Origin of the sequence: Beduini sp., from assembly GCF_047239305.1 — a bacterium.
Lineage (GTDB): Bacteria > Bacillota_I > Bacilli_A > Erysipelotrichales > Coprobacillaceae > Beduini.
The window spans coordinates 1-18,061 of record NZ_JBKTEM010000010.1; the positions used below are offsets into that span (position 1 = coordinate 1).

An 18,061-nucleotide genomic window follows, 5' to 3' on the forward strand; every position below is an offset into this window, starting at 1 on the left:
TCGCGAAAATAGCAGATTGCCGGGTAAGAGAAGAGAGGAGGGTTTCCTCCTTTTTCTTTATCACAAAAGTAAGTACTGCATATAATAAGTAATAAAGTTGTTTTATTTGACTATTTCATTTATAATAGTCAAGAGTATAAAAATATTATATGTGATAAATATAAAGAGACAGGATTGAGGAGATTACTATGTCAGAAAAGATTATTATAGAGGGTGGGCATAAATTAAATGGTACGGTAATGATGAGCGGTGCTAAAAATGCGACTGTTGCATTGATTCCTGCAATCGTTTTAGCCGAAGGACCGGTAACTGTTTTTGGTGTGCCTGAAATATCGGATGTAGAAGCCTTAGCGACGTTGCTAAGAGAATTAAATTGTAATGTAGAAACATTTGAAAATCACATTATTGTGGATCCTACCCATTTGCAAAGTGTCCCTTTAGTAAGTGATGCAGTAAATAAATTGCGTGCCTCTTATTATTTTATGGGGGCTCTGCTAGGGCGTTTTAGCTATGTTAAAATGAAAATGCCGGGAGGATGTTATTTAGGTCCTCGTCCAATTGACTTACATTTAAAAGGATTTGAAGCTTTAGGTGCTAAAATTACTTGTGATGAGGATGGAACTTATGAAATCTATGCTGAAGAACTGGTAGGTACTAAAATTTACTTAGATTTCGCCTCTGTTGGTGCGACAATTAATATTATGCTAGCGGCTGTAAAAGCGAAAGGCAGAACAGAAATTGAAAATGCGGCTAAAGAGCCGGAAATTATTGATGTAGCGAACATGCTGACAAAAATGGGGGCTAAGATTCGTGGTGTTGGAACAGACACGATTACAATTGAAGGTGTAGATCATTTAGGGGGATGCTATCATGAGATTATCCCTGACCGCATTGAGGCGGGAACTTTTTTGATTTTAGCTGCGGCGGCAGGTGAAAGAATTGTTATACAGAATGTTATTCCTCAGCATTTGGACTCATTGATTTCTAAATTGAAAGAAATGGGAGTTAAAATGGAGGTTTCTGGAGATAGTGTGGTTGTTTATGGATTAGAGTCTTCTTTGAAAGCAGTGGATATTAAGACTCAGCCTTATCCGGGGTTTGCTACCGACTTACAGCAGCCTTTAACAACGCTTTTAACACAGGCTACGGGGCAATCTAGTGTAGAGGAGACCATTTATCCGGAAAGATTCAAACATTGCGCAGAATTGAATAAAATGGGAGCAGATATTGATATTCATTCAGGTTATGCCAATATTAATGGCAAGACAAAATTAAAAGGAGCGAATGTTTGTGCGACTGATCTGCGCTGTGGTGCTGCTTTAGTTATTGCAGCATTGATTGCCGAGGGAGAAACAGAGATTGGCAATGTCTATCATATTGATCGAGGCTATGATAACATCGATCATAAATTAATTATGCTTGGTGCAAGAATTACCAGAATTGAGCGGGAAGATGATTAATCTCTATCTTTATAATAAAAAATACTGAATAATACTTGTAAAATTTAATTGAAGATGCTATTATAATTCAGTAACTTACTTTGGAGTTAGACAAAAAATTTCAAGGCGGAAGGAGAAAGAGCAATGAAAAAAGGAATTCATCCAGATTATAAAAAAGTAAAAGCAGTATGTACATCTTGCGGAGCTGAATTTGAAACTGGTTCAGTTTTAAATGAAATTCGTGTGGATACTTGTTCAAACTGTCATCCTTTCTATACAGGAAAACAACGTTTTGCAAGTGCTGATGGACGTATCGATAAATTCAACAAAAAATACGGACTTAAATAATAAAGTGGCAGATTTGCCACTTTTTATTTTTTCGTGATATAATGAGTTAACGGAAGGAGCGATAAGATGGAATATCATGTTTTAGCGAGTGGATCAAAGGGAAACAGTACCTTTATATACAGCAATGGTTTTGGGATATTGATCGATTGCGGTATTTCTAAAAAGCAATTAGTGACGCGTTTAAATCAAGTGGGGTATAGTGAATCGGATATAAACTGCGTTTTATTAACACATGATCATAGTGACCATAAAAAAAATATACATATATTTGATCCTTCTATAGTATATGCGGGTCTAGGATGCTTGGAAGGACTGTCTTCACGCCATATTCTTAAACCTTATCAGTCAATTGGATTTGAAAATATAGAAATTACTCCTTTATCTATTTCACATGATGCAACCAGTCCACTGGCATTTGTTGTGAATGACACGGTTTCAAAGCTTGTCTATATGACTGATACGGGTTATGTGAGCAAAAAAAATATGGGCTTCATAGAAAATGCTAACTATTATATCATTGAAAGCAATCATGATATTGATATGCTGATGAACAGTGCCCGTCCCATCTATCTGAAAAAACGTATTTTGTCAGATGTAGGCCATTTATCAAACGATTACAGCGCTCGCTTAATGTGCAAAGTTTTAGGTGATCAGACACGGGACATTGTATTAGCTCATTTATCTCAGGAGGCGAATACTCCGGAATTAGCAATGGACTGCTACTGTAAAGTGTTTGAGTACAGTCAGATTAATATTGAAAATTATAATATAAAAATTGCGAGCCAAGTAGAAGTTGTAAGTGGAGGAGATACTATTGAAAATCAGGATCGTCAGTATTGGCAAGATCAAAGAGAAGTACTTGTTGGCGGGGATTAATGAATATAAAAAGCGTTTAGGTGCTTTTACTAAAATAGAGATAGTAGAATTAGAGGATGAAAAAATTTCTGATAAGGCTTCTTTAGCGGATGAACAGCTGGTCTTAGATAAAGAAGGCAGAAAGATCTTAGATCGAATAAAAGACGATGAATATGTCATTCTTTTGGATCTTCATGGAAAAGAAATAGACTCTGTTCAATTATCTAAACTAATTGAAACAAAGATGATTGAAGGGAAAAGCACGATTACTTTTGTTGTCGGGGGATCGCTTGGTCTCGCAAAAGATGTTGTTGCACGCAGTAATTTTCGTATTTGCTTTTCTAAACTGACTTTTACACATCAGATGATTCGTTTATTTTTACTGGAACAGATCTACCGTTCTTTTAAGATTATGAATAATCACACCTACCATAAATAAAAAACCAAGCAATGATACAATTGCTTGATTTTTACTATCTTGGCAGAAAAGCGCGGATATCCTCACTGTTATAACCGGCTAAAAAACGTTTATCATCAAATATAATCGGTGTTTTTATTAGTTTAGGATCACTGATCAGAATTTTGACTAGTTCACTTAAACGCAAATGATCAAAGTGATGAACTAAAGAACGTACACTATCCGACTTTATGGATAAGATCGAAGTCACTTCATCGGGATTCTTTTCTAAAATATCAATCATCTCATCCTCAGTCATTTTGGAACTGATTTTAATTTGCATGACAGGAATCTGGTAATCGTCAAAAAATTGACGCGCATTTCTTGAAGAACGGTTGTTGGAAATATACATTGTTATCATCTTTATCACCTCGAGATTATTATAGCGGAAATAAAGTTAAGAACAGGGCAGCAACTATCATTCAACACCAATATACTGGTGTTATAATTTTTTTGTTCAATGTCCTTTTAAATTGTGAGTAATCTTGCTATTATGAAAAAAGGAGGACGATATATTATGAAAGCGATCTTTAATCACTGCAATATTAATGTTACTAATTTAGATCGAAGCCTTGCTTTTTATAAAGAAGCATTGGGCTTAGAGGAAATAAGAAGAAAAGAGACGGAACATTTTACTCTTGTCTATTTAGGCGATGGAATAACGCCTTTTAGCTTAGAGTTAACTTGCCTGAACGATCACCCGCAGCCATATGAACTGGGAGAAAATGAGAGTCATATTTGTTTTACCGTAGAGGATTATGATGCGGCTCATGCTTTGCATGAAAAAATGGGATGCATCTGTTTTGAAAATACAGCAATGGGATTGTATTTTATTCATGATCCTGATGACTACTGGTTTGAGATTTTACCAAAACGTTAAAAGTGCCTATAATAAGGCACTTTTTTAATCTGATAACTATTTCTTTTTTGCTGAATACACCATTATAACCAAAATTTGAACCACAAATAATACAAGTGTAATTATGGTGTAATGAACAATTCTCAGAAATACCGAAATAAGGTATATTAAACCAGTCCATGTGTAATAATGCTTTTTTTGAGTTTTACTGCCTAAATGATATAAATAGAGAGCTATTAGTTGAAGAATGTTGAAAAATAAACCATATTCATCATACATATTAATCATCTCCTTTAATTAAAGTTAAGAAGAAAATGAACATAAAACTTAATTTTGTCAAATCATCTAAGACTTGTTTTTATAGAGACTGAAATAGTTTTACAGCTTCTTCATTATATTCAGTTTTCATTATCGCAAAGCCATTGTTTACCACTATTTCAAAATCACCAAAGCCTTCAAGTGTAATGATTCCCTCTGATTCAGCTTTTTTATAGGCATCACTTGTCTTATCAAATTCGTAAAATTCTAAACTGCCCTTGTCTGTTTTATATTTAAATCCACTTTTAGCGCCAATCATTGACGCCGCCATTTCGGTTTCTTCACTGATTGTATAGCCGTTATCCTCATATACTTTCTTTATCGTATCAAAAGACAGCTCTTTATTAGTTTCTTCTTTTGTTGGTGTATCGGTATTTGTCTCTTTCTTTCCGTCGTCTTTTGGACTACATCCAGCTATTCCAAACAACAATACTGCAACTAATAATAATGAGAATCCCTTTTTCATTATGCTATTCCTCCTATATATCTTTATTATACTACAATTATCACTATAAATGATAATTTTGCCGATAATGAATAAAAATTATAAATAAAGCTAATGTGGGAAACCAGGTAAACAAATAGAGATTTAAAAAGAACCTTACATAGTCTAATCAAACGTTAATTTTCATATCGTAAAAAAGCGACAAGAAAAAAATAAAAATGATTATAATAATACAAAAGGGGGAATTCCATGAATAAAAAGATAGTGTTTTTTGATATCGATGGAACCTTAGTTGGGGCTTCCAGAAAAATAACTGAAAAAAATAAAGAAGCAATTCATTTGCTAAGAGAAAATGGGCATTTAGCCTTTTTATGTACGGGACGCGCACCTGCTTCAATTGAGCCTTCATTAACAGACATTGGGTTTGACGGGGTAGTAGCATCAGCTGGCGGACTGATTAAAATTGGCGGTGACTATGTTTTTGAGAATTTTATTAATCAATATTTATTAAGTGAAATTATGCTGCTGTTCACTAATCATCAGGTTTTATTTTCATTGGAAACAAAGGAAGCTATTTATCAGGCACCGGGAATTAAAAATTTTTTTGATACAATCAATAAAGAAAAGTTTAAAGATAATCTTGAACTGGCACGTACGTTTGAAGACCGTGAGAAAAACTTCAGACGTAAAACGTTAAAGGATTTTGATATAATGACAACACCAGTAATGAAGATGTGTTTTATTTCTCCGGATAAAGAAAAGTTCTTTCAATGTGAATCCTTTCTGAAAGAATTCTTTAATATTGTGATCTTTAGTGATCCTAAAGAAAGCTACATCAATGGGGAAATCATATTAAAGCATTGTACTAAAGGCGATGGGGTAAAATTTGTCACTGAATACTACGGTATACCTATTGACGACAGTATTGGCTATGGGGACAGCATGAACGACTATGAGATGCTTCAGGTTGCAGGGTATAGTGTTGTATCTGAAAAATCTTCTGACATGCTGAAAGAATTAGCTGATGATCTTTTTGAAGAACCTGACCATGATGGAATCTATAAACACCTAAAAAAACTCAAATTAATCTAACTATGGAAAATTTTCATAGTTTTTTTTTATTTCTTACCTAATATGACAAATAACTACGAACCATATCTATATAATTCAAGTTGAGGTGAGAATCATGCAACTAACAAAGTCTATTGAGATGAAAAAAGTCAAAAATCTAGTAAGAAAGGGTATATTTTTTATTATCGTCGGTTTACTTAGCCAGGTACCGCTTTTTGGGATAAAAGGGTTATTAGGGATGACCATGCTTTCTATCGCTTATGTATCAGGTTATGAATTTGTTTTAATGTATTTTGTAGCGATGGGATTATCTTTTAATGTTCCTTTAGTGATCCTAAGCGTAGGAATATATGTATTATTGGAATTAACCAATCTGCTTCATTTATTAAAAAGTTTTCTAGTTCCCATTGTGGTATCGTTATTAATCGGGATCTATATCAACTTAATGTATTTTGATTTCTCGATTGCGGGAATTAGTGAGAGCTTACTTATTCTCTTATCCCAATATATGTTACAAACCATAAATTTAGAACTTACTAATTTCTTTGTACATACCCATGCAAGAAAGGTAACAAAACGGGAATATACATTGCTGCTGTCATTGTTGATTGTAGCTTTAATGAATGTGGTTCCTTATAATGCTAATCTGGTTTTAACACTCGTTTATGCAATCATTCTTTATTCAGCCTACAGTCTCTCTTTAACAAGTGCATCGTATTTAGGACTGTTTTCTTTATTCTTATTTATATTTATGCAGCTGGGCAGCGTTTATGACTTAGTCACGATGATGTTCCCGATGATTGTATTTAATGTCTACAAGCCCAAAAATAAATTTATATTTGCTTTCTTATTCATCTTATCTAATGCATGGATTCCATTTTTATCAATAGAAACCTTAAAAATACAAGCTATAAAAATCGGTATTGCCACCTTAATATTCTTGATCGTTCCAGCTATTAAAAACAGTGCGCTTGAAGCACGTTTATCAACTTCTGCTCAGTTAGAAAACGATCGTGGAAAAATGAAAAGAAAAGTATTGGAATTTAGTGAGTTGTTCAATAAAATCACCTCTTCTTTCCAAATCGAGACAACACCGACCAACACTAAACTTTATGTAGGACACCTATATGATGAAGTCTGTAAAGAATGTACTTGTAAAGATCAATGTTTCGATCGATATAACGGAAACCATCGTTTAATTAAGTTATTTATGAAAGGTTTAGATACCAAGCTGCAGCTTCATGAGATGAAATATGTGCAGAACTATTGTTTAAATGCTAAGCAATATAAAGATCAGCTGAAAGTAGAGACGACTCTATTTGAACAGCAGGAAAAAATGAATAAAGAATATGATTTGTTGAAGAAAAATCTATATGAACAGCTAATGGTTGTTTCAAGTATGCTGACAGATTTCCAAAACAATTTAACGAATCAATACACCAGTCAAGATGATTATGTCATGGATCTGTTGAAGGGCTATCATTTTGATGTGGAATATCTGCATTGTGAAACGATTGCCAACAATCAGTATGAGCTTGATTTAGGTGTTAAAAATATTACGGCTAATGAGGTGATTGATGATTTAATTCCATTGTTGAATTTAGGGTACAATACAACCTTCCGTTTAAAAAAGCAAACAATTCCAAAACACAAGGGGTATGTTCATTTAGTATTAGAAAATAAAACATTATCTTATTTAACCTATGGAGTTTTTCAATCTTCAAAGGATGATAAATACTGTGGGGATCAGTATGCTGTGTTTGATTACGGCAATAAAAATGTACTGGCTATCAGTGATGGTATGGGACACGGTAAAGTAGCTTATGATGAAAGTTCATTCCTGCTTGATGTTTTACAGAAACTGATTAAGACTGGAGTGGGTATTGAAAAAAGTATTACCACTATGAATGCGCTTCTAAAAATTAAAAACCGCTCAGATATGTTTACTACTTTAGATTTAGCTGTGTTTAACCCGTATAAAAATGAAATAGAATTTTATAAAAACGGCAGCATGCATTCCTTTATTATCAGGGATGAAGCGATCGTTGAAATTGAAGGCCGTACGCTGCCAATAGGAATCATGAGTGAAGTTGAAACCAAACATGAGAAATATGAATTGCGTATTGGTGACTATATTGTGATGTTAAGTGATGGAATCGATGAAGGCGAAGAAACTCGCATTATTGATTATATCATTGAACATAATAAGCAAAATCCACAAATGATTGCTTCCACCTTCTCTACCTCCCTAGAAGAAGCTTCGGCAATTGATGATGTGACACTGCTTGTTATGAGAGTAGAGGGCTAACCTCTACTTTTTCTTTTATTCAATTGCTTAATCGACTATAATAATAGAAGCAATGCTAGGAGGTCATGATGAAAAAGATCGCATTAGATTATTTATTAAAAAATGAACAGTTACATATTGATATGCTAGAAACGATGCGTCATGAACGTAATCAATTAGTGTTTGCCAGTGATAAAGGTGTTTTGCTGTTCAATGAAACAGCAAAAATATATATGCTTACTACAGAGGACTTAAATCTTGGAGAAGAGTTAATTAGGCAGCATTTGAAAGCAGGGACAGGGATTGTTATTCATCAAAGAGACCTGGAACCTGTTGTTAGAAAATATTTTAAAGTGAATGAACGATTGGAATGCTATCAGGAGATATTTCCTAAAACAGAGTTAATGACATTGCCCGGGCAATTGGAAATTAGAGCGATGACAGATACGAAGAAGGTATGCCAATATTACAGCCATGACAGTGATCCGGAATATATTCAAGAAATTATTGCCAGCGGCTGGATGTTTGGACTTTATGAAAATGAGACCTTGGCTGGTTTCATAGGGCGCCATACGGATGGCAGCATGGGGCTTTTAGAGATTTTGCCTGAATATAAACGCAAGCACTATGCGACATATTTACTTAACTATATGTGCGTTCAATATCAAAACAGGGGCTGGACAGCTTACTCACAGGTAGAAATACAAAATGAAGCTTCTTTGCATTTACATATAAAGGCGGGAGCGATTAAATCAGATACAGCGATTATTTGGCTGATGTAAGGAGAAAATATGGAAGCAAAGTTAAAACAGCGTTTAAAACAGTATCCTAAAGATATTCCATATATTGTAGGGGTATCCGGCGGGTGTGATTCGATGTGTTTATTAGATATTTTATATAAAGAAGGATATCAAGTCATTGTTTGCCACGTGAATTATCGTTTGCGACCTAAAGCAGAGACGGACAAAGATTATCAAATTGTCAGTGATTTCTGCAAATTACGTCATATTGCTTTTTACTATAAAGAAGTAGATAAATATCAAAAAGATAACTTTCAGCAGCTAGCCCGCCATATTCGCTATGATTTTTATTTTGAAATTGGTAAAATTTACCATACTAATAAAGTATTTTTGGGTCATCATAAAGATGATGTCTACGAAACGATCCTCATGCAAAAAGAGCGTGGCGGAGAAGAACTTTATTGGGGCATCAAAGATGAAAGTGAAGTTCGAGGAAATCAGGTTTATCGTATTTTTTTAGATGTGACAAAAAAAGAAATTATGGAATACAGCCATAAATATAATATTGAATATCATGATGACTATACTAATTTTGAAACACATTATAAGCGTGATTATATTCGCAATGTTGTTCTGCCGAAAATGACAGATCAGGAAAAAGAATGGCTATTGATAGAGGCTAAAGCACATAATGAAGCATTACATCTAAAAAGAGAACGAAGCAAATTATTGTTACAAACGCATCTGATTGATCAGCGTCTTTATTTTAAAAATCTGGATGAAGCGGACTTACCTGAAGTTGTTCATCGATATTTAGAAATGTATTTGCCTAGTAAGCGTATTTCTAAGATGTTAATCGGTGAAATTTTAAAGGTAATAAAAAATAACCGTCCAAATTTAAAAATAACTCTGCCAGTTAATCTTAGGTTCATAAAAGAATACGATAATGGATACATTCAAACAAGTGGCGAGAAGGTGAATTATGAGTATTGTTTTACTCATTTTTACGAGTTTGAATGCGACTATTTTGAATTGGCGGCAAGTGGACAGCTTAATGAAGGCATTTATTTATCTAAAGAGGATTACCCTATCACGATTCGTAATTTTAGACCAGGTGACATCGTTCATACAAAGTTTGGACATAAGAAAGTCAGCCGATTATTCATTGATAATAAAATACCGCAGATTCAACGTATGACTTGGCCGATTTTATTAAATAAAAATGGTGAGATTCTGCTAATTCCTCATATTGTGAAAAACTTGAGGTATATGGATACAAAAGCGAACGTTTTTGTGGTAAAATGAATAATAAATTTACTGGAGGTATTTTTAGGGATGCATAAGGATGTAGAGCGTATTTTATTCTCAGAAGAACAGATAGTTGAAAAATGTAAGGAACTTGCATGTCAGATAGATGACTTTTATAAAGATGCAGATCATATTTTTACGGTAGGCTTACTGAAAGGATCTATTCCTTTTATGGCAGAGCTGTGTAAACATCTGCAGACACCATTGACGATGAACTTCATGCAGGCGAGCAGTTATGATGGTGTGGAATCTAAGGAATTAAAGATTAAACATGATTTAGAAGCAAGTGTCGAAGGAGAACATGTTTTAATTATTGAAGATATTTTGGATACCGGTAAAACATTGTCAAATGTGAAAAAATTACTGGTTGACCGAGGTGCAAAGGATGTTACGGTGGTGACTTTATTAGATAAAGTAGAAGGACGTACATTCGATTTTAAAGCGGATTTTTATGGTTTTGTTTGTCCAAATGAATTCGTTATCGGATTTGGTTTGGATTTTAATGAGAATTATAGACAATTACCTTACGTAGGGGTATTAAAAGAGTCATGTTATAAGTAAAGGAGAAGTGTATGAAAAGTAAACCAACGAGTTTAATTAAAACGATATTGCCTTGGCTGTTACTGTTAATCTTAATTGGTGCTGCATATACCATGCTTAATCCTAGTACAAGCAAGACATTAACGACTAGCGAATATGAAGCATTGGTAGAAAGCGGAACAAAGATTGAAGAAGCTGAAATTACACCAAGTGATCTCGTAATCAGTATGACGGGGGTATATAAAGAAGACGGGAAACCAGTTAAATTCTCAGTCACTTTACCGAATACAGAAACTCAGATGAACGAATTGCAGGCAGCTTTGGCAGCAAGCGGAACGTTGTATACAGTACGTGATGCTTCCGGTGATGGAATGTTCATGTCTGTCATTATGACCTTCTTGCCGACTATTCTGTTGATTGGTGTTATGTTCTTTATGATGACTAAAATCGGTGGCGGTGGCGGAAACGCGAAAGCCTTTGAATTTGGTAATTCAAGAGCAAAATTAGAAAAAGATCAAAAGACACGTTTTACAGATGTAGCGGGTGCTGATGAAGAAAAAGAAGAATTGAAAGAATTAGTGGAGTTCCTTAAAAACCCTAAGAAATTTGCCGCTATGGGCGCAAAAATTCCTAAAGGGGTATTATTGGTAGGGCCGCCAGGTACCGGAAAGACATTGCTTGCTAGAGCGGTTTCCGGAGAGGCTAATGTACCATTCTTCTCTATTTCAGGTTCTGAATTCGTCGAAATGTTTGTCGGAGTTGGTGCCGGCAGAGTTAGAGATATGTTTAAAAAAGCAAAAGAAAATGCACCATGTATCATCTTTATTGATGAAATTGATGCTGTAGGACGACAAAGAGGTAGTGGTATCGGTGGCGGACACGATGAACGTGAACAAACATTGAACCAGCTATTAGTTGAAATGGACGGATTTGCCGGAAATGAAGGAATTATCATTTTAGCGGCAACAAACCGTGCGGATGTATTAGATCCTGCATTATTGAGACCAGGTCGATTTGACCGTCAAATTCAGGTAGCAAATCCGGATAAACGTGCACGTGCACAAATCTTGCAGGTACATGCCAGAAATAAAAAGTTTGCAGCAGATGTAAACTTTGATAATATTGCGGCTCGTACACCAGGATTCAGCGGTGCCGAATTACAGAACGTATTAAATGAAGCCGCTTTATTAGCAGTTCGTTTAGGACGCGATGTTATAACAATGGATGATATTGATGAAGGGATCGACCGTGTTATCGGCGGACCAGCTAAAAAGTCACGTAAATATACTGAAAAAGAACGTAAATTGGTGGCTTACCATGAAGCAGGCCACGCTATTATCGGGTTAACATTGGAAGATGCCAATAAGGTACAAAAGGTAACCATTATTCCACGTGGAAATGCCGGTGGGTATAACCTGATGACTCCTAAAGAAGAAACCTACTTCCAAACAAAAAGTCAATTAGAGGCTAGTATTACCGGATTTATGGGTGGACGTGTAGCTGAAGAAATCTTCTTTGGCGATGTAAGCTCAGGGGCACAAAATGATATTGAACAAGCAACACGTTTAGCTCGTTTAATGGTTACTGAACTGGGAATGTCTGAATTAGGTCCAATCAAATATGGTAGCGGACAAGATTCTGTGTTCTTAGGAAGAGACTATACTTCAACGAATAACGATCATTCTGGGCAGGTTGCCTTTGAAATCGATCAGCAGGTACGTAAGATTATAGATGAATGCTATAAAGAATGTACGCGTATTATTAATGAAAATAAGGATAAGTTAGAATTGATTGCTGCTGCTTTATTAGAATATGAGACGTTAGCAAACGAACAAATTGAAGCTTTATATACAACGGGCAAAATGCCGGAAGTCAGTGGTAAGACAGCAAATGGTACAGATGTTATTTTACCTGCTGAAATTACATTCGGTGATCAGGAAGAAGAAAAAAAAGCAGAGGAAAGTGAAACTGCACCGGCTGAAGAACCAAGAGTGCGCAAGCCTGTTTCTTATGAAGATTTAGATGATTTAATTGATGATATGAAATAATAGATTTGGGGTTGGCGAAGCCAGCTCCTTATTAATTTCAATAATTACTTTTTTTTACAAGTACTTTTGTATATAATGAGATAGGTGATAACAATGACAAAAAACAATCGTAAAAAAGTAAATAAATTCTTGGTAATCATGATCATTTTCGCAATGGTCGTTCCCAGCCTAATTACGGCTTTGATTATCTTATTTGGAGGATAGTATGAAAGATTATTTAGTAAGAGGGATAGTAGACAGTAAAAATGTACGCGTATTTGCTTGTTCTACGACGAACCTTTTAGAAGAAGCAAGACAAAAACATGGACTTTGGCCTACTGCCTCTGCAGCATTAGGAAGAATGATGTCTGTGGTTTTAATGATGGGAAGCATGATGAAAAGCGAAAAGAGCTTATCATGTACAATTAATGGCGGCGGTCCGATCGGAACGATGATCTGCAGCACTAAAGGTGATGGTAAGGTCAAAGGCTTCGTTGCAAATCCGGAAGTTCATTATACTTATAATGATACTGGAAAATTAGCGGTAGGCGTTGCAGTTGGAAAAGAAGGCTATTTGGAAGTGGTACGTGATATGCAGCTTAGAGAAGCATTCAGCGGTCGTGTAGCTTTGCAGACCGGTGAAATCGGTGATGATTTCTCTTATTATTTTGCAGCCAGTGAACAAGTTCCTTCTGTCGTTTCAGTAGGTGTCTTAGTAAATGATACAAATGAGATATTAGCAAGCGGAGGTTTTATTATTCAATTACTGCCTGATGCAACAGATGAGGATATTGAGTACATTGAAGAAAAAATGAAGGATTTCCCTGCTGTTTCTGCTTTAATCCATGAAGGAAAAACTCCGGAACAAATCTTAGAGATGATTTTTCCTGATGTTAAAATACTGGATCATCAAGACCTATCTTTTGAATGTGACTGTTCAAGAGAAAGAATGGCAGAGGCCTTATACAGTATAGGTAAAGATGAATTAACGGCTATGATCGATGAAGATCATGGATGTGAAATCAAATGTCATTTCTGTAATACGGCATATCAGTTTAATGAAGAAGAACTGTCAGCAATTCGTGATTCAATTAAATAAAAAAATACAAAACCAGCATTAAGCTGGTTTTGCACTATATTAGGAATAAACTAATGATTAGATAACTTACGTCTATTTTAAATTGGGGGAGGAAAAATAGAGGGGAATCGGTAAGTTATCTGTACTAATTATGCCCCAATTAAAAAGTTATTATACATTTGTTTTTGCATATTTTTAAAAATATATTATAATTTGTTAAGTATAAAAATGAAGGAAGTGAAAACATGCATATTGGTAATGTAGAGATTAAAAATAGAATTATTATGGCACCCTTGGCAGGTATCACGAATATTGCGTTTCGTAAGATTATTAAATCATTCGGAGCCGGACTTGTTTATTCCGAGATGGTAAGTGATAAAGCGATTATATATGGAAATAAAAAAACATTAGAAATGCTTCAAGTAGATGAAAGTGAGCATCCAATTAGTATGCAGGTATTTGGCGGGGATAAGGAATCAATCGTGGAAGCCGCTCAATTTATTGATCAGCATTCTAATTGTGATATTATTGATATTAATATGGGATGTCCGGTGAATAAAGTATTAAAGTCAGATGCCGGAAGTAAGCTTTTGCTTTATCCTGATAAAATATACGATATTGTTAAAGCAACGGTAGAGGCAGTAAGTAAGCCGGTAACGGTTAAAATTCGCAGTGGCTTTGATTTTGATCATATTAATGCAGTGGAAGTAGCAAAACTGATTGAAAAAGCAGGAGCTAGTGCGATCGCTATTCATGGACGAACTCGTTCTCAAATGTATGAAGGAAAAGCAGATTGGAGCATTATTAAACAAGTTAAAGATGCTGTGAGCATTCCTGTTATTGGAAACGGAGATGTCAAAACAGCAAAGGATGCGCAGCGCATGTTAGACGAAACCGGTGTGGATGCAGTTATGGTGGGACGTGCGGCATTAGGAAACCCATGGGTTATTCAGCAGATGGTGGCTTATGTAGAAAACGGAATTGAGCTTGCTGATCCAACCTATGAGGAAAGAATTGAACAATGTTTAAAACATGCTCGGGAACTGATTGAATTTGAGGGAGAGCGTTTAGCGATTCGCGAAATGCGCGGACACGCACCTTGGTATATAAAAGGGGTTAAATCTTCAAGCTACGTTAAAAATCAATTGTCAAAGATTGAAACATATCAGCAATTAGAAGAAATCTTAAACGATTATTCGCAGTATTTAAACACCGGAGATAAAAGTATTATTGAGAAATGGGATAAACAATGCGACTCTTAGTTGATGGAGATGCCTGCCCTGTATTAAGTATTGTTGAAGAGATGGTGCAAGAAAAACATTTGGAACTGGATATTTTCTGTGATATGAATCATGCCTTATACAGTGACATTGGAAGGGTACATATCATTGATCAGGGAGCAGATGCCGTTGATTTTGCCTTACTAAAAGCAGTCAGCAAAGGAGATATTGTAATTACACAAGATTATGGTTTAGCAACCCTCGTCTTATCTAAAGAGGCAAAAGCCTTGCATCCTGATGGGCGTATCTATGATAATGATAATATTGAAGAAATGCTGTTTGGTCGCTATGTGAGTAAAAAACAGCGCCAATCCAAACAAAAAGTCCACTTACGCGGACCGAAAAAACGAACTCGAGAAGATGATGAACATTTTTATGAGCAGCTTCTGCTATTAATTGAAACCAATCAGTAACTGGTTTCAATTTTTTTACAGATTTTTTAAAAAAGCTTTTTTTGCATTAGAATCAAAACCACAGTCTTTATAAAAGTTAAGTGTACTTTTTTCTTTGGAACCAGTCATCAGCATCACTTTATAACAATCTGCCTCTTTTGCAATCGTGACTGCTTGATCAATCAGCATAGAAGCATAATGTTGACCACGATAATCACTATGTGTAACAACGTTTTCAATGAGGGCATAAGGACGATGGTTATGTGTTAAATTTTGAATAATAATAAGGGTGACTGATGATACAACATGCTGATCTTTGATTCCGACAAGCAAGTGGTAATAAGGATCTTTCTCAAATGAGGCTATCATCTTTTTCCAAACATCAATATCCTGTGGCTCTTGCGATGGTGTTGACGTTAAATGTTTTAAATAAAGTTCTTTCAAATCTTCAGCGTCATGTATACATGCTTTTCTAATTTCAATCATAAAAATCTCCTTTTCTTTAATTTATATATAGTTCTGATAGGAAGTCAATAGTACTGATAGTCTCTCTATTAAAAATTTAATATTGTTTTATAAATCTATTGACAAATAATAGATATAACATTATATTGTATATATACGATATATACAATATATAAGGAGAGATGAAAATGACACAGTTACTATCAGTAAAAAATTTAAACAAGCGTTTTCCTAATTTTCAGTTAAAAAATATAAATGTGAAGTTAGACGGTGGTTTGGTTTTAGGATTGATCGGTGAAAATGGTGCCGGTAAAACAACCTTCTTAAAGTGTATCTTGAATATGATGCATATCGACAGCGGCGAAGTTTTAATACTCGGGCAAAATATGAATAATGCCGAAAAGGATGTAAAAAAAGAGCTTGGAGTAGTTTTTGAGCAGTGTCCGTTTGGAGATCATATAGAAATCAAAGATGTGGCAGACATCATCAGAAGAATGCACCCAAAATTTAATGAAACGAAGTTTTATGATTACACAGAGCATTTTGGACTGCCTAGAAAACAGAAAATAAAAACTTTTTCAAAAGGAATGAAAATGAAGCTGTCAATCGTGACTGCATTGGCGTGTGATCCAAAGTTACTTATATTAGATGAACCTACCAGCGGATTAGATCCTGTAGTTCGAGGTGAAATTTTGGATATCTTCTCTGATTTTGTCAGTGATGAAGAACATGGCATCATCTTTTCGAGTCATATTACCAGTGATATTGAGCAGATTGCGGATTATGTTGTTTATATTGACCATGGACAAATAGTCTTTAATAAGGAAAAGGATGAAATCAGAGATAACTTTGCTATTGTTAAAATGACGGCAGAACAATTTAGTCATTTTGACTCACAGCTTTGCTTAGGGTATGAAAAAAATCAGTTTGGCGTTGAAGCATTGGTAGAAAATAAATCAGATATTCAGGAAGCCTATCCGGAATTAATATTTGAACGTGTGAATCTTGATCAAATCATGAGATACCATAGTAAGGGAGGAAAATAAAATGACAGGATTAATGTTTAAAGATCTAATAAATTTGAAATCTTATGCTAAATCTGTTGGCTTAATGTGTGCTGTTTTCTTGGTTATCAGTATTATGAATGAATCACCGGCTTTCTTTACCGGATATATTCAGATGCTGAGCATTGTTCTTATTTTAGCTACATTTGGATATGATGAAAGAGTAGAATGGGATCACTACGCAATGACCTTGCCAATCAAGCGAAATGATATTGTTAAATCTAAATATATCCTTGCGTATAGCACGGTTCTTCTTATGACGATTATCGGAGCAATAACTATTGTTATTGTAAGTTTGGTTCAAAATAAAGATATTATGGCGGATGGAAATATGTTTGCGAATATATTAATTGCATCCATTGTCAGTCTGGTGATAGCAGTCGTTATTCCCTTCACATTTAAATATGGAAGTGAAAAAGGTCGTTATGTTATGATGTCTATCGTTGTGATTCCTTTTGGAATTGCCGCTATATTAAATGCATTAAATGTCTCAATGGAAAGTGTTGTTCAATTTGTAGAGATCCTTTCTAAATACCCTGTTATATATCCTTTTGTTATTATTATTGCAATAGGAATTTCCTATATGTTTTCGCTCAAAATTTTTGATAAGAAAGAATTTTAATTGACAAATTCTAAAATATTTGGTTGTATAAAAGAAAGGATTGGGGTGTGAAAATGGATATTATCATAAATAATGCGAGTAATCAACCATTATATGAACAGATCGTCACACAGATTAAGCAATTAATCATTTCCAATGTTTTAAAAGAGGGAGAAGCACTTCCCTCTATGCGTTTGTTAGCAAAAGAATTAAAAATCAGTGTCATCACGACAAAGCGTGCCTACGAAGAACTCGAAAGAGAAGGATTCATCGAAACGGTTACCGGTAAGGGCAGTTTTGTTTCAGCAAAAAATCCGGAGCTTCTTAAAGAAGAAAGCTACCGAATCATTGAACAATATTTGAATAAAGTAGTGGAAAAAGCGAAGCTATGCGGGTTAAGTAAACAGGAAATATTAGAATTATTAGATACATTATATGAATAAAAGGGATCTTTGTGATCCCAATGGCGTAAACCTAGAATTATCGG

General features: G+C 34.8%; 20 protein-coding genes. 17 read left to right on the plus strand and 3 right to left on the minus strand.

Going from position 1 to position 18,061, the window contains the following annotated elements:
* The first annotated feature begins 188 nt into the window (after positions 1 to 188).
* From ACLRVU_RS11935 to rlmH, 4 genes are all read left to right on the plus strand, one after another.
* Complete coding sequence (locus tag ACLRVU_RS11935) at positions 189 to 1,460, plus strand: UDP-N-acetylglucosamine 1-carboxyvinyltransferase (protein WP_147550892.1); 1,272 nt, start codon at positions 189 to 191, stop codon at positions 1,458 to 1,460.
* A gap of 123 nt (positions 1,461 to 1,583) precedes the next feature.
* Positions 1,584 to 1,787 (plus strand): 50S ribosomal protein L31, encoded by a 204-nt coding sequence (rpmE, locus tag ACLRVU_RS11940; RefSeq protein ID WP_041138092.1) that lies wholly within the window; start codon positions 1,584 to 1,586, stop codon positions 1,785 to 1,787.
* A 66-nt stretch (positions 1,788 to 1,853) separates the two neighbouring features.
* Positions 1,854 to 2,663 (plus strand): MBL fold metallo-hydrolase, encoded by an 810-nt coding sequence (locus ACLRVU_RS11945; RefSeq protein ID WP_147550894.1) that lies wholly within the window; start codon positions 1,854 to 1,856, stop codon positions 2,661 to 2,663.
* Positions 2,602 to 3,081 (plus strand): 23S rRNA (pseudouridine(1915)-N(3))-methyltransferase RlmH, encoded by a 480-nt coding sequence (gene rlmH, locus ACLRVU_RS11950; protein ID WP_147550896.1) that lies wholly within the window; start codon positions 2,602 to 2,604, stop codon positions 3,079 to 3,081. Before ACLRVU_RS11945 ends, rlmH begins: the two co-directional genes overlap by 62 nt.
* 34 nt (positions 3,082 to 3,115) lie before the next feature.
* Here the strand turns inward: rlmH and ACLRVU_RS11955 are convergent, their stop codons facing one another.
* Positions 3,116 to 3,460, minus strand: coding sequence for an ArsC/Spx/MgsR family protein (locus tag ACLRVU_RS11955; protein WP_147550898.1), 345 nt, complete (start codon positions 3,458 to 3,460; stop codon positions 3,116 to 3,118).
* 156 nt (positions 3,461 to 3,616) lie between these two features.
* On the opposite strand from ACLRVU_RS11955, the gene ACLRVU_RS11960 reads away from it, so the two are divergent.
* Positions 3,617 to 3,979 (plus strand): VOC family protein, encoded by a 363-nt coding sequence (locus tag ACLRVU_RS11960; RefSeq protein ID WP_412096876.1) that lies wholly within the window; start codon positions 3,617 to 3,619, stop codon positions 3,977 to 3,979.
* Between the two features lie 337 nt (positions 3,980 to 4,316).
* Here the strand turns inward: ACLRVU_RS11960 and ACLRVU_RS11965 are convergent, their stop codons facing one another.
* Positions 4,317 to 4,742 carry a hypothetical protein gene (locus ACLRVU_RS11965; RefSeq protein WP_147551022.1) on the minus strand — a complete coding sequence of 142 codons (426 nt, stop codon included), beginning with the start codon at positions 4,740 to 4,742 and terminating at the stop codon, positions 4,317 to 4,319.
* 228 nt (positions 4,743 to 4,970) lie between these two features.
* Between ACLRVU_RS11965 and ACLRVU_RS11970 the strand changes: the two genes are divergently transcribed.
* The 9 genes from ACLRVU_RS11970 to ACLRVU_RS12010 all read left to right on the plus strand — a co-directional run bounded on the left by ACLRVU_RS11970 (position 4,971) and on the right by ACLRVU_RS12010 (position 15,465).
* Positions 4,971 to 5,813, plus strand: coding sequence for an HAD family hydrolase (locus ACLRVU_RS11970; RefSeq protein ID WP_147551024.1), 843 nt, complete (start codon positions 4,971 to 4,973; stop codon positions 5,811 to 5,813).
* A gap of 94 nt (positions 5,814 to 5,907) precedes the next feature.
* Positions 5,908 to 8,100 (plus strand): SpoIIE family protein phosphatase, encoded by a 2,193-nt coding sequence (locus tag ACLRVU_RS11975; RefSeq protein ID WP_147551026.1) that lies wholly within the window; start codon positions 5,908 to 5,910, stop codon positions 8,098 to 8,100.
* Between the two features lie 68 nt (positions 8,101 to 8,168).
* Positions 8,169 to 8,861, plus strand: a complete 693-nt coding sequence (locus ACLRVU_RS11980) for a GNAT family N-acetyltransferase (protein ID WP_412096877.1) — start codon at positions 8,169 to 8,171, stop codon at positions 8,859 to 8,861.
* A 9-nt stretch (positions 8,862 to 8,870) separates the two neighbouring features.
* Positions 8,871 to 10,124 (plus strand): tRNA lysidine(34) synthetase TilS, encoded by a 1,254-nt coding sequence (tilS, locus tag ACLRVU_RS11985; protein ID WP_147551030.1) that lies wholly within the window; start codon positions 8,871 to 8,873, stop codon positions 10,122 to 10,124.
* A gap of 30 nt (positions 10,125 to 10,154) precedes the next feature.
* Positions 10,155 to 10,688, plus strand: a complete 534-nt coding sequence (gene hpt / locus ACLRVU_RS11990) for a hypoxanthine phosphoribosyltransferase (protein ID WP_147551032.1) — start codon at positions 10,155 to 10,157, stop codon at positions 10,686 to 10,688.
* 11 nt (positions 10,689 to 10,699) lie between these two features.
* Complete coding sequence (ftsH, locus tag ACLRVU_RS11995) at positions 10,700 to 12,715, plus strand: ATP-dependent zinc metalloprotease FtsH (RefSeq protein ID WP_147551034.1); 2,016 nt, start codon at positions 10,700 to 10,702, stop codon at positions 12,713 to 12,715.
* A 205-nt stretch (positions 12,716 to 12,920) separates the two neighbouring features.
* Complete coding sequence (gene hslO / locus ACLRVU_RS12000) at positions 12,921 to 13,793, plus strand: Hsp33 family molecular chaperone HslO (RefSeq protein WP_412096879.1); 873 nt, start codon at positions 12,921 to 12,923, stop codon at positions 13,791 to 13,793.
* A gap of 224 nt (positions 13,794 to 14,017) precedes the next feature.
* A complete protein-coding gene (gene dusB / locus ACLRVU_RS12005) occupies positions 14,018 to 15,034 on the plus strand; it encodes a tRNA dihydrouridine synthase DusB (protein ID WP_147551038.1) in 1,017 nt (338 codons plus the stop codon).
* Positions 15,022 to 15,465: a DUF188 domain-containing protein gene (locus tag ACLRVU_RS12010; protein ID WP_147551040.1), complete on the plus strand. Its 444-nt coding sequence runs from the start codon at positions 15,022 to 15,024 to the stop codon at positions 15,463 to 15,465. Before dusB ends, ACLRVU_RS12010 begins: the two co-directional genes overlap by 13 nt.
* A 15-nt stretch (positions 15,466 to 15,480) precedes the next feature.
* On the opposite strand, the gene ACLRVU_RS12015 is transcribed toward ACLRVU_RS12010, so the two are convergent.
* A complete protein-coding gene (locus ACLRVU_RS12015; protein ID WP_412892035.1) occupies positions 15,481 to 15,930 on the minus strand; it encodes a GNAT family N-acetyltransferase in 450 nt (149 codons plus the stop codon).
* 167 nt (positions 15,931 to 16,097) lie between these two features.
* Between ACLRVU_RS12015 and ACLRVU_RS12020 the strand changes: the two genes are divergently transcribed.
* The 3 genes from ACLRVU_RS12020 to ACLRVU_RS12030 are packed head-to-tail and all read left to right on the plus strand — an operon-like array spanning position 16,098 to position 18,017.
* Positions 16,098 to 16,955 carry an ABC transporter ATP-binding protein gene (locus tag ACLRVU_RS12020; protein WP_412892036.1) on the plus strand — a complete coding sequence of 286 codons (858 nt, stop codon included), beginning with the start codon at positions 16,098 to 16,100 and terminating at the stop codon, positions 16,953 to 16,955.
* Position 16,956: 1 nt separating this feature from the next.
* Entirely contained in the window at positions 16,957 to 17,595 is a 639-nt protein-coding gene (locus ACLRVU_RS12025; RefSeq protein ID WP_412892037.1) for an ABC-2 transporter permease, read from the plus strand.
* Between the two features lie 53 nt (positions 17,596 to 17,648).
* The gene (locus ACLRVU_RS12030) at positions 17,649 to 18,017 is read left to right on the plus strand and encodes a GntR family transcriptional regulator (RefSeq protein ID WP_147551046.1); all 369 of its coding nucleotides are present in this window, start codon (positions 17,649 to 17,651) and stop codon (positions 18,015 to 18,017) included.
* Positions 18,018 to 18,061: the final 44 nt, after the last annotated feature.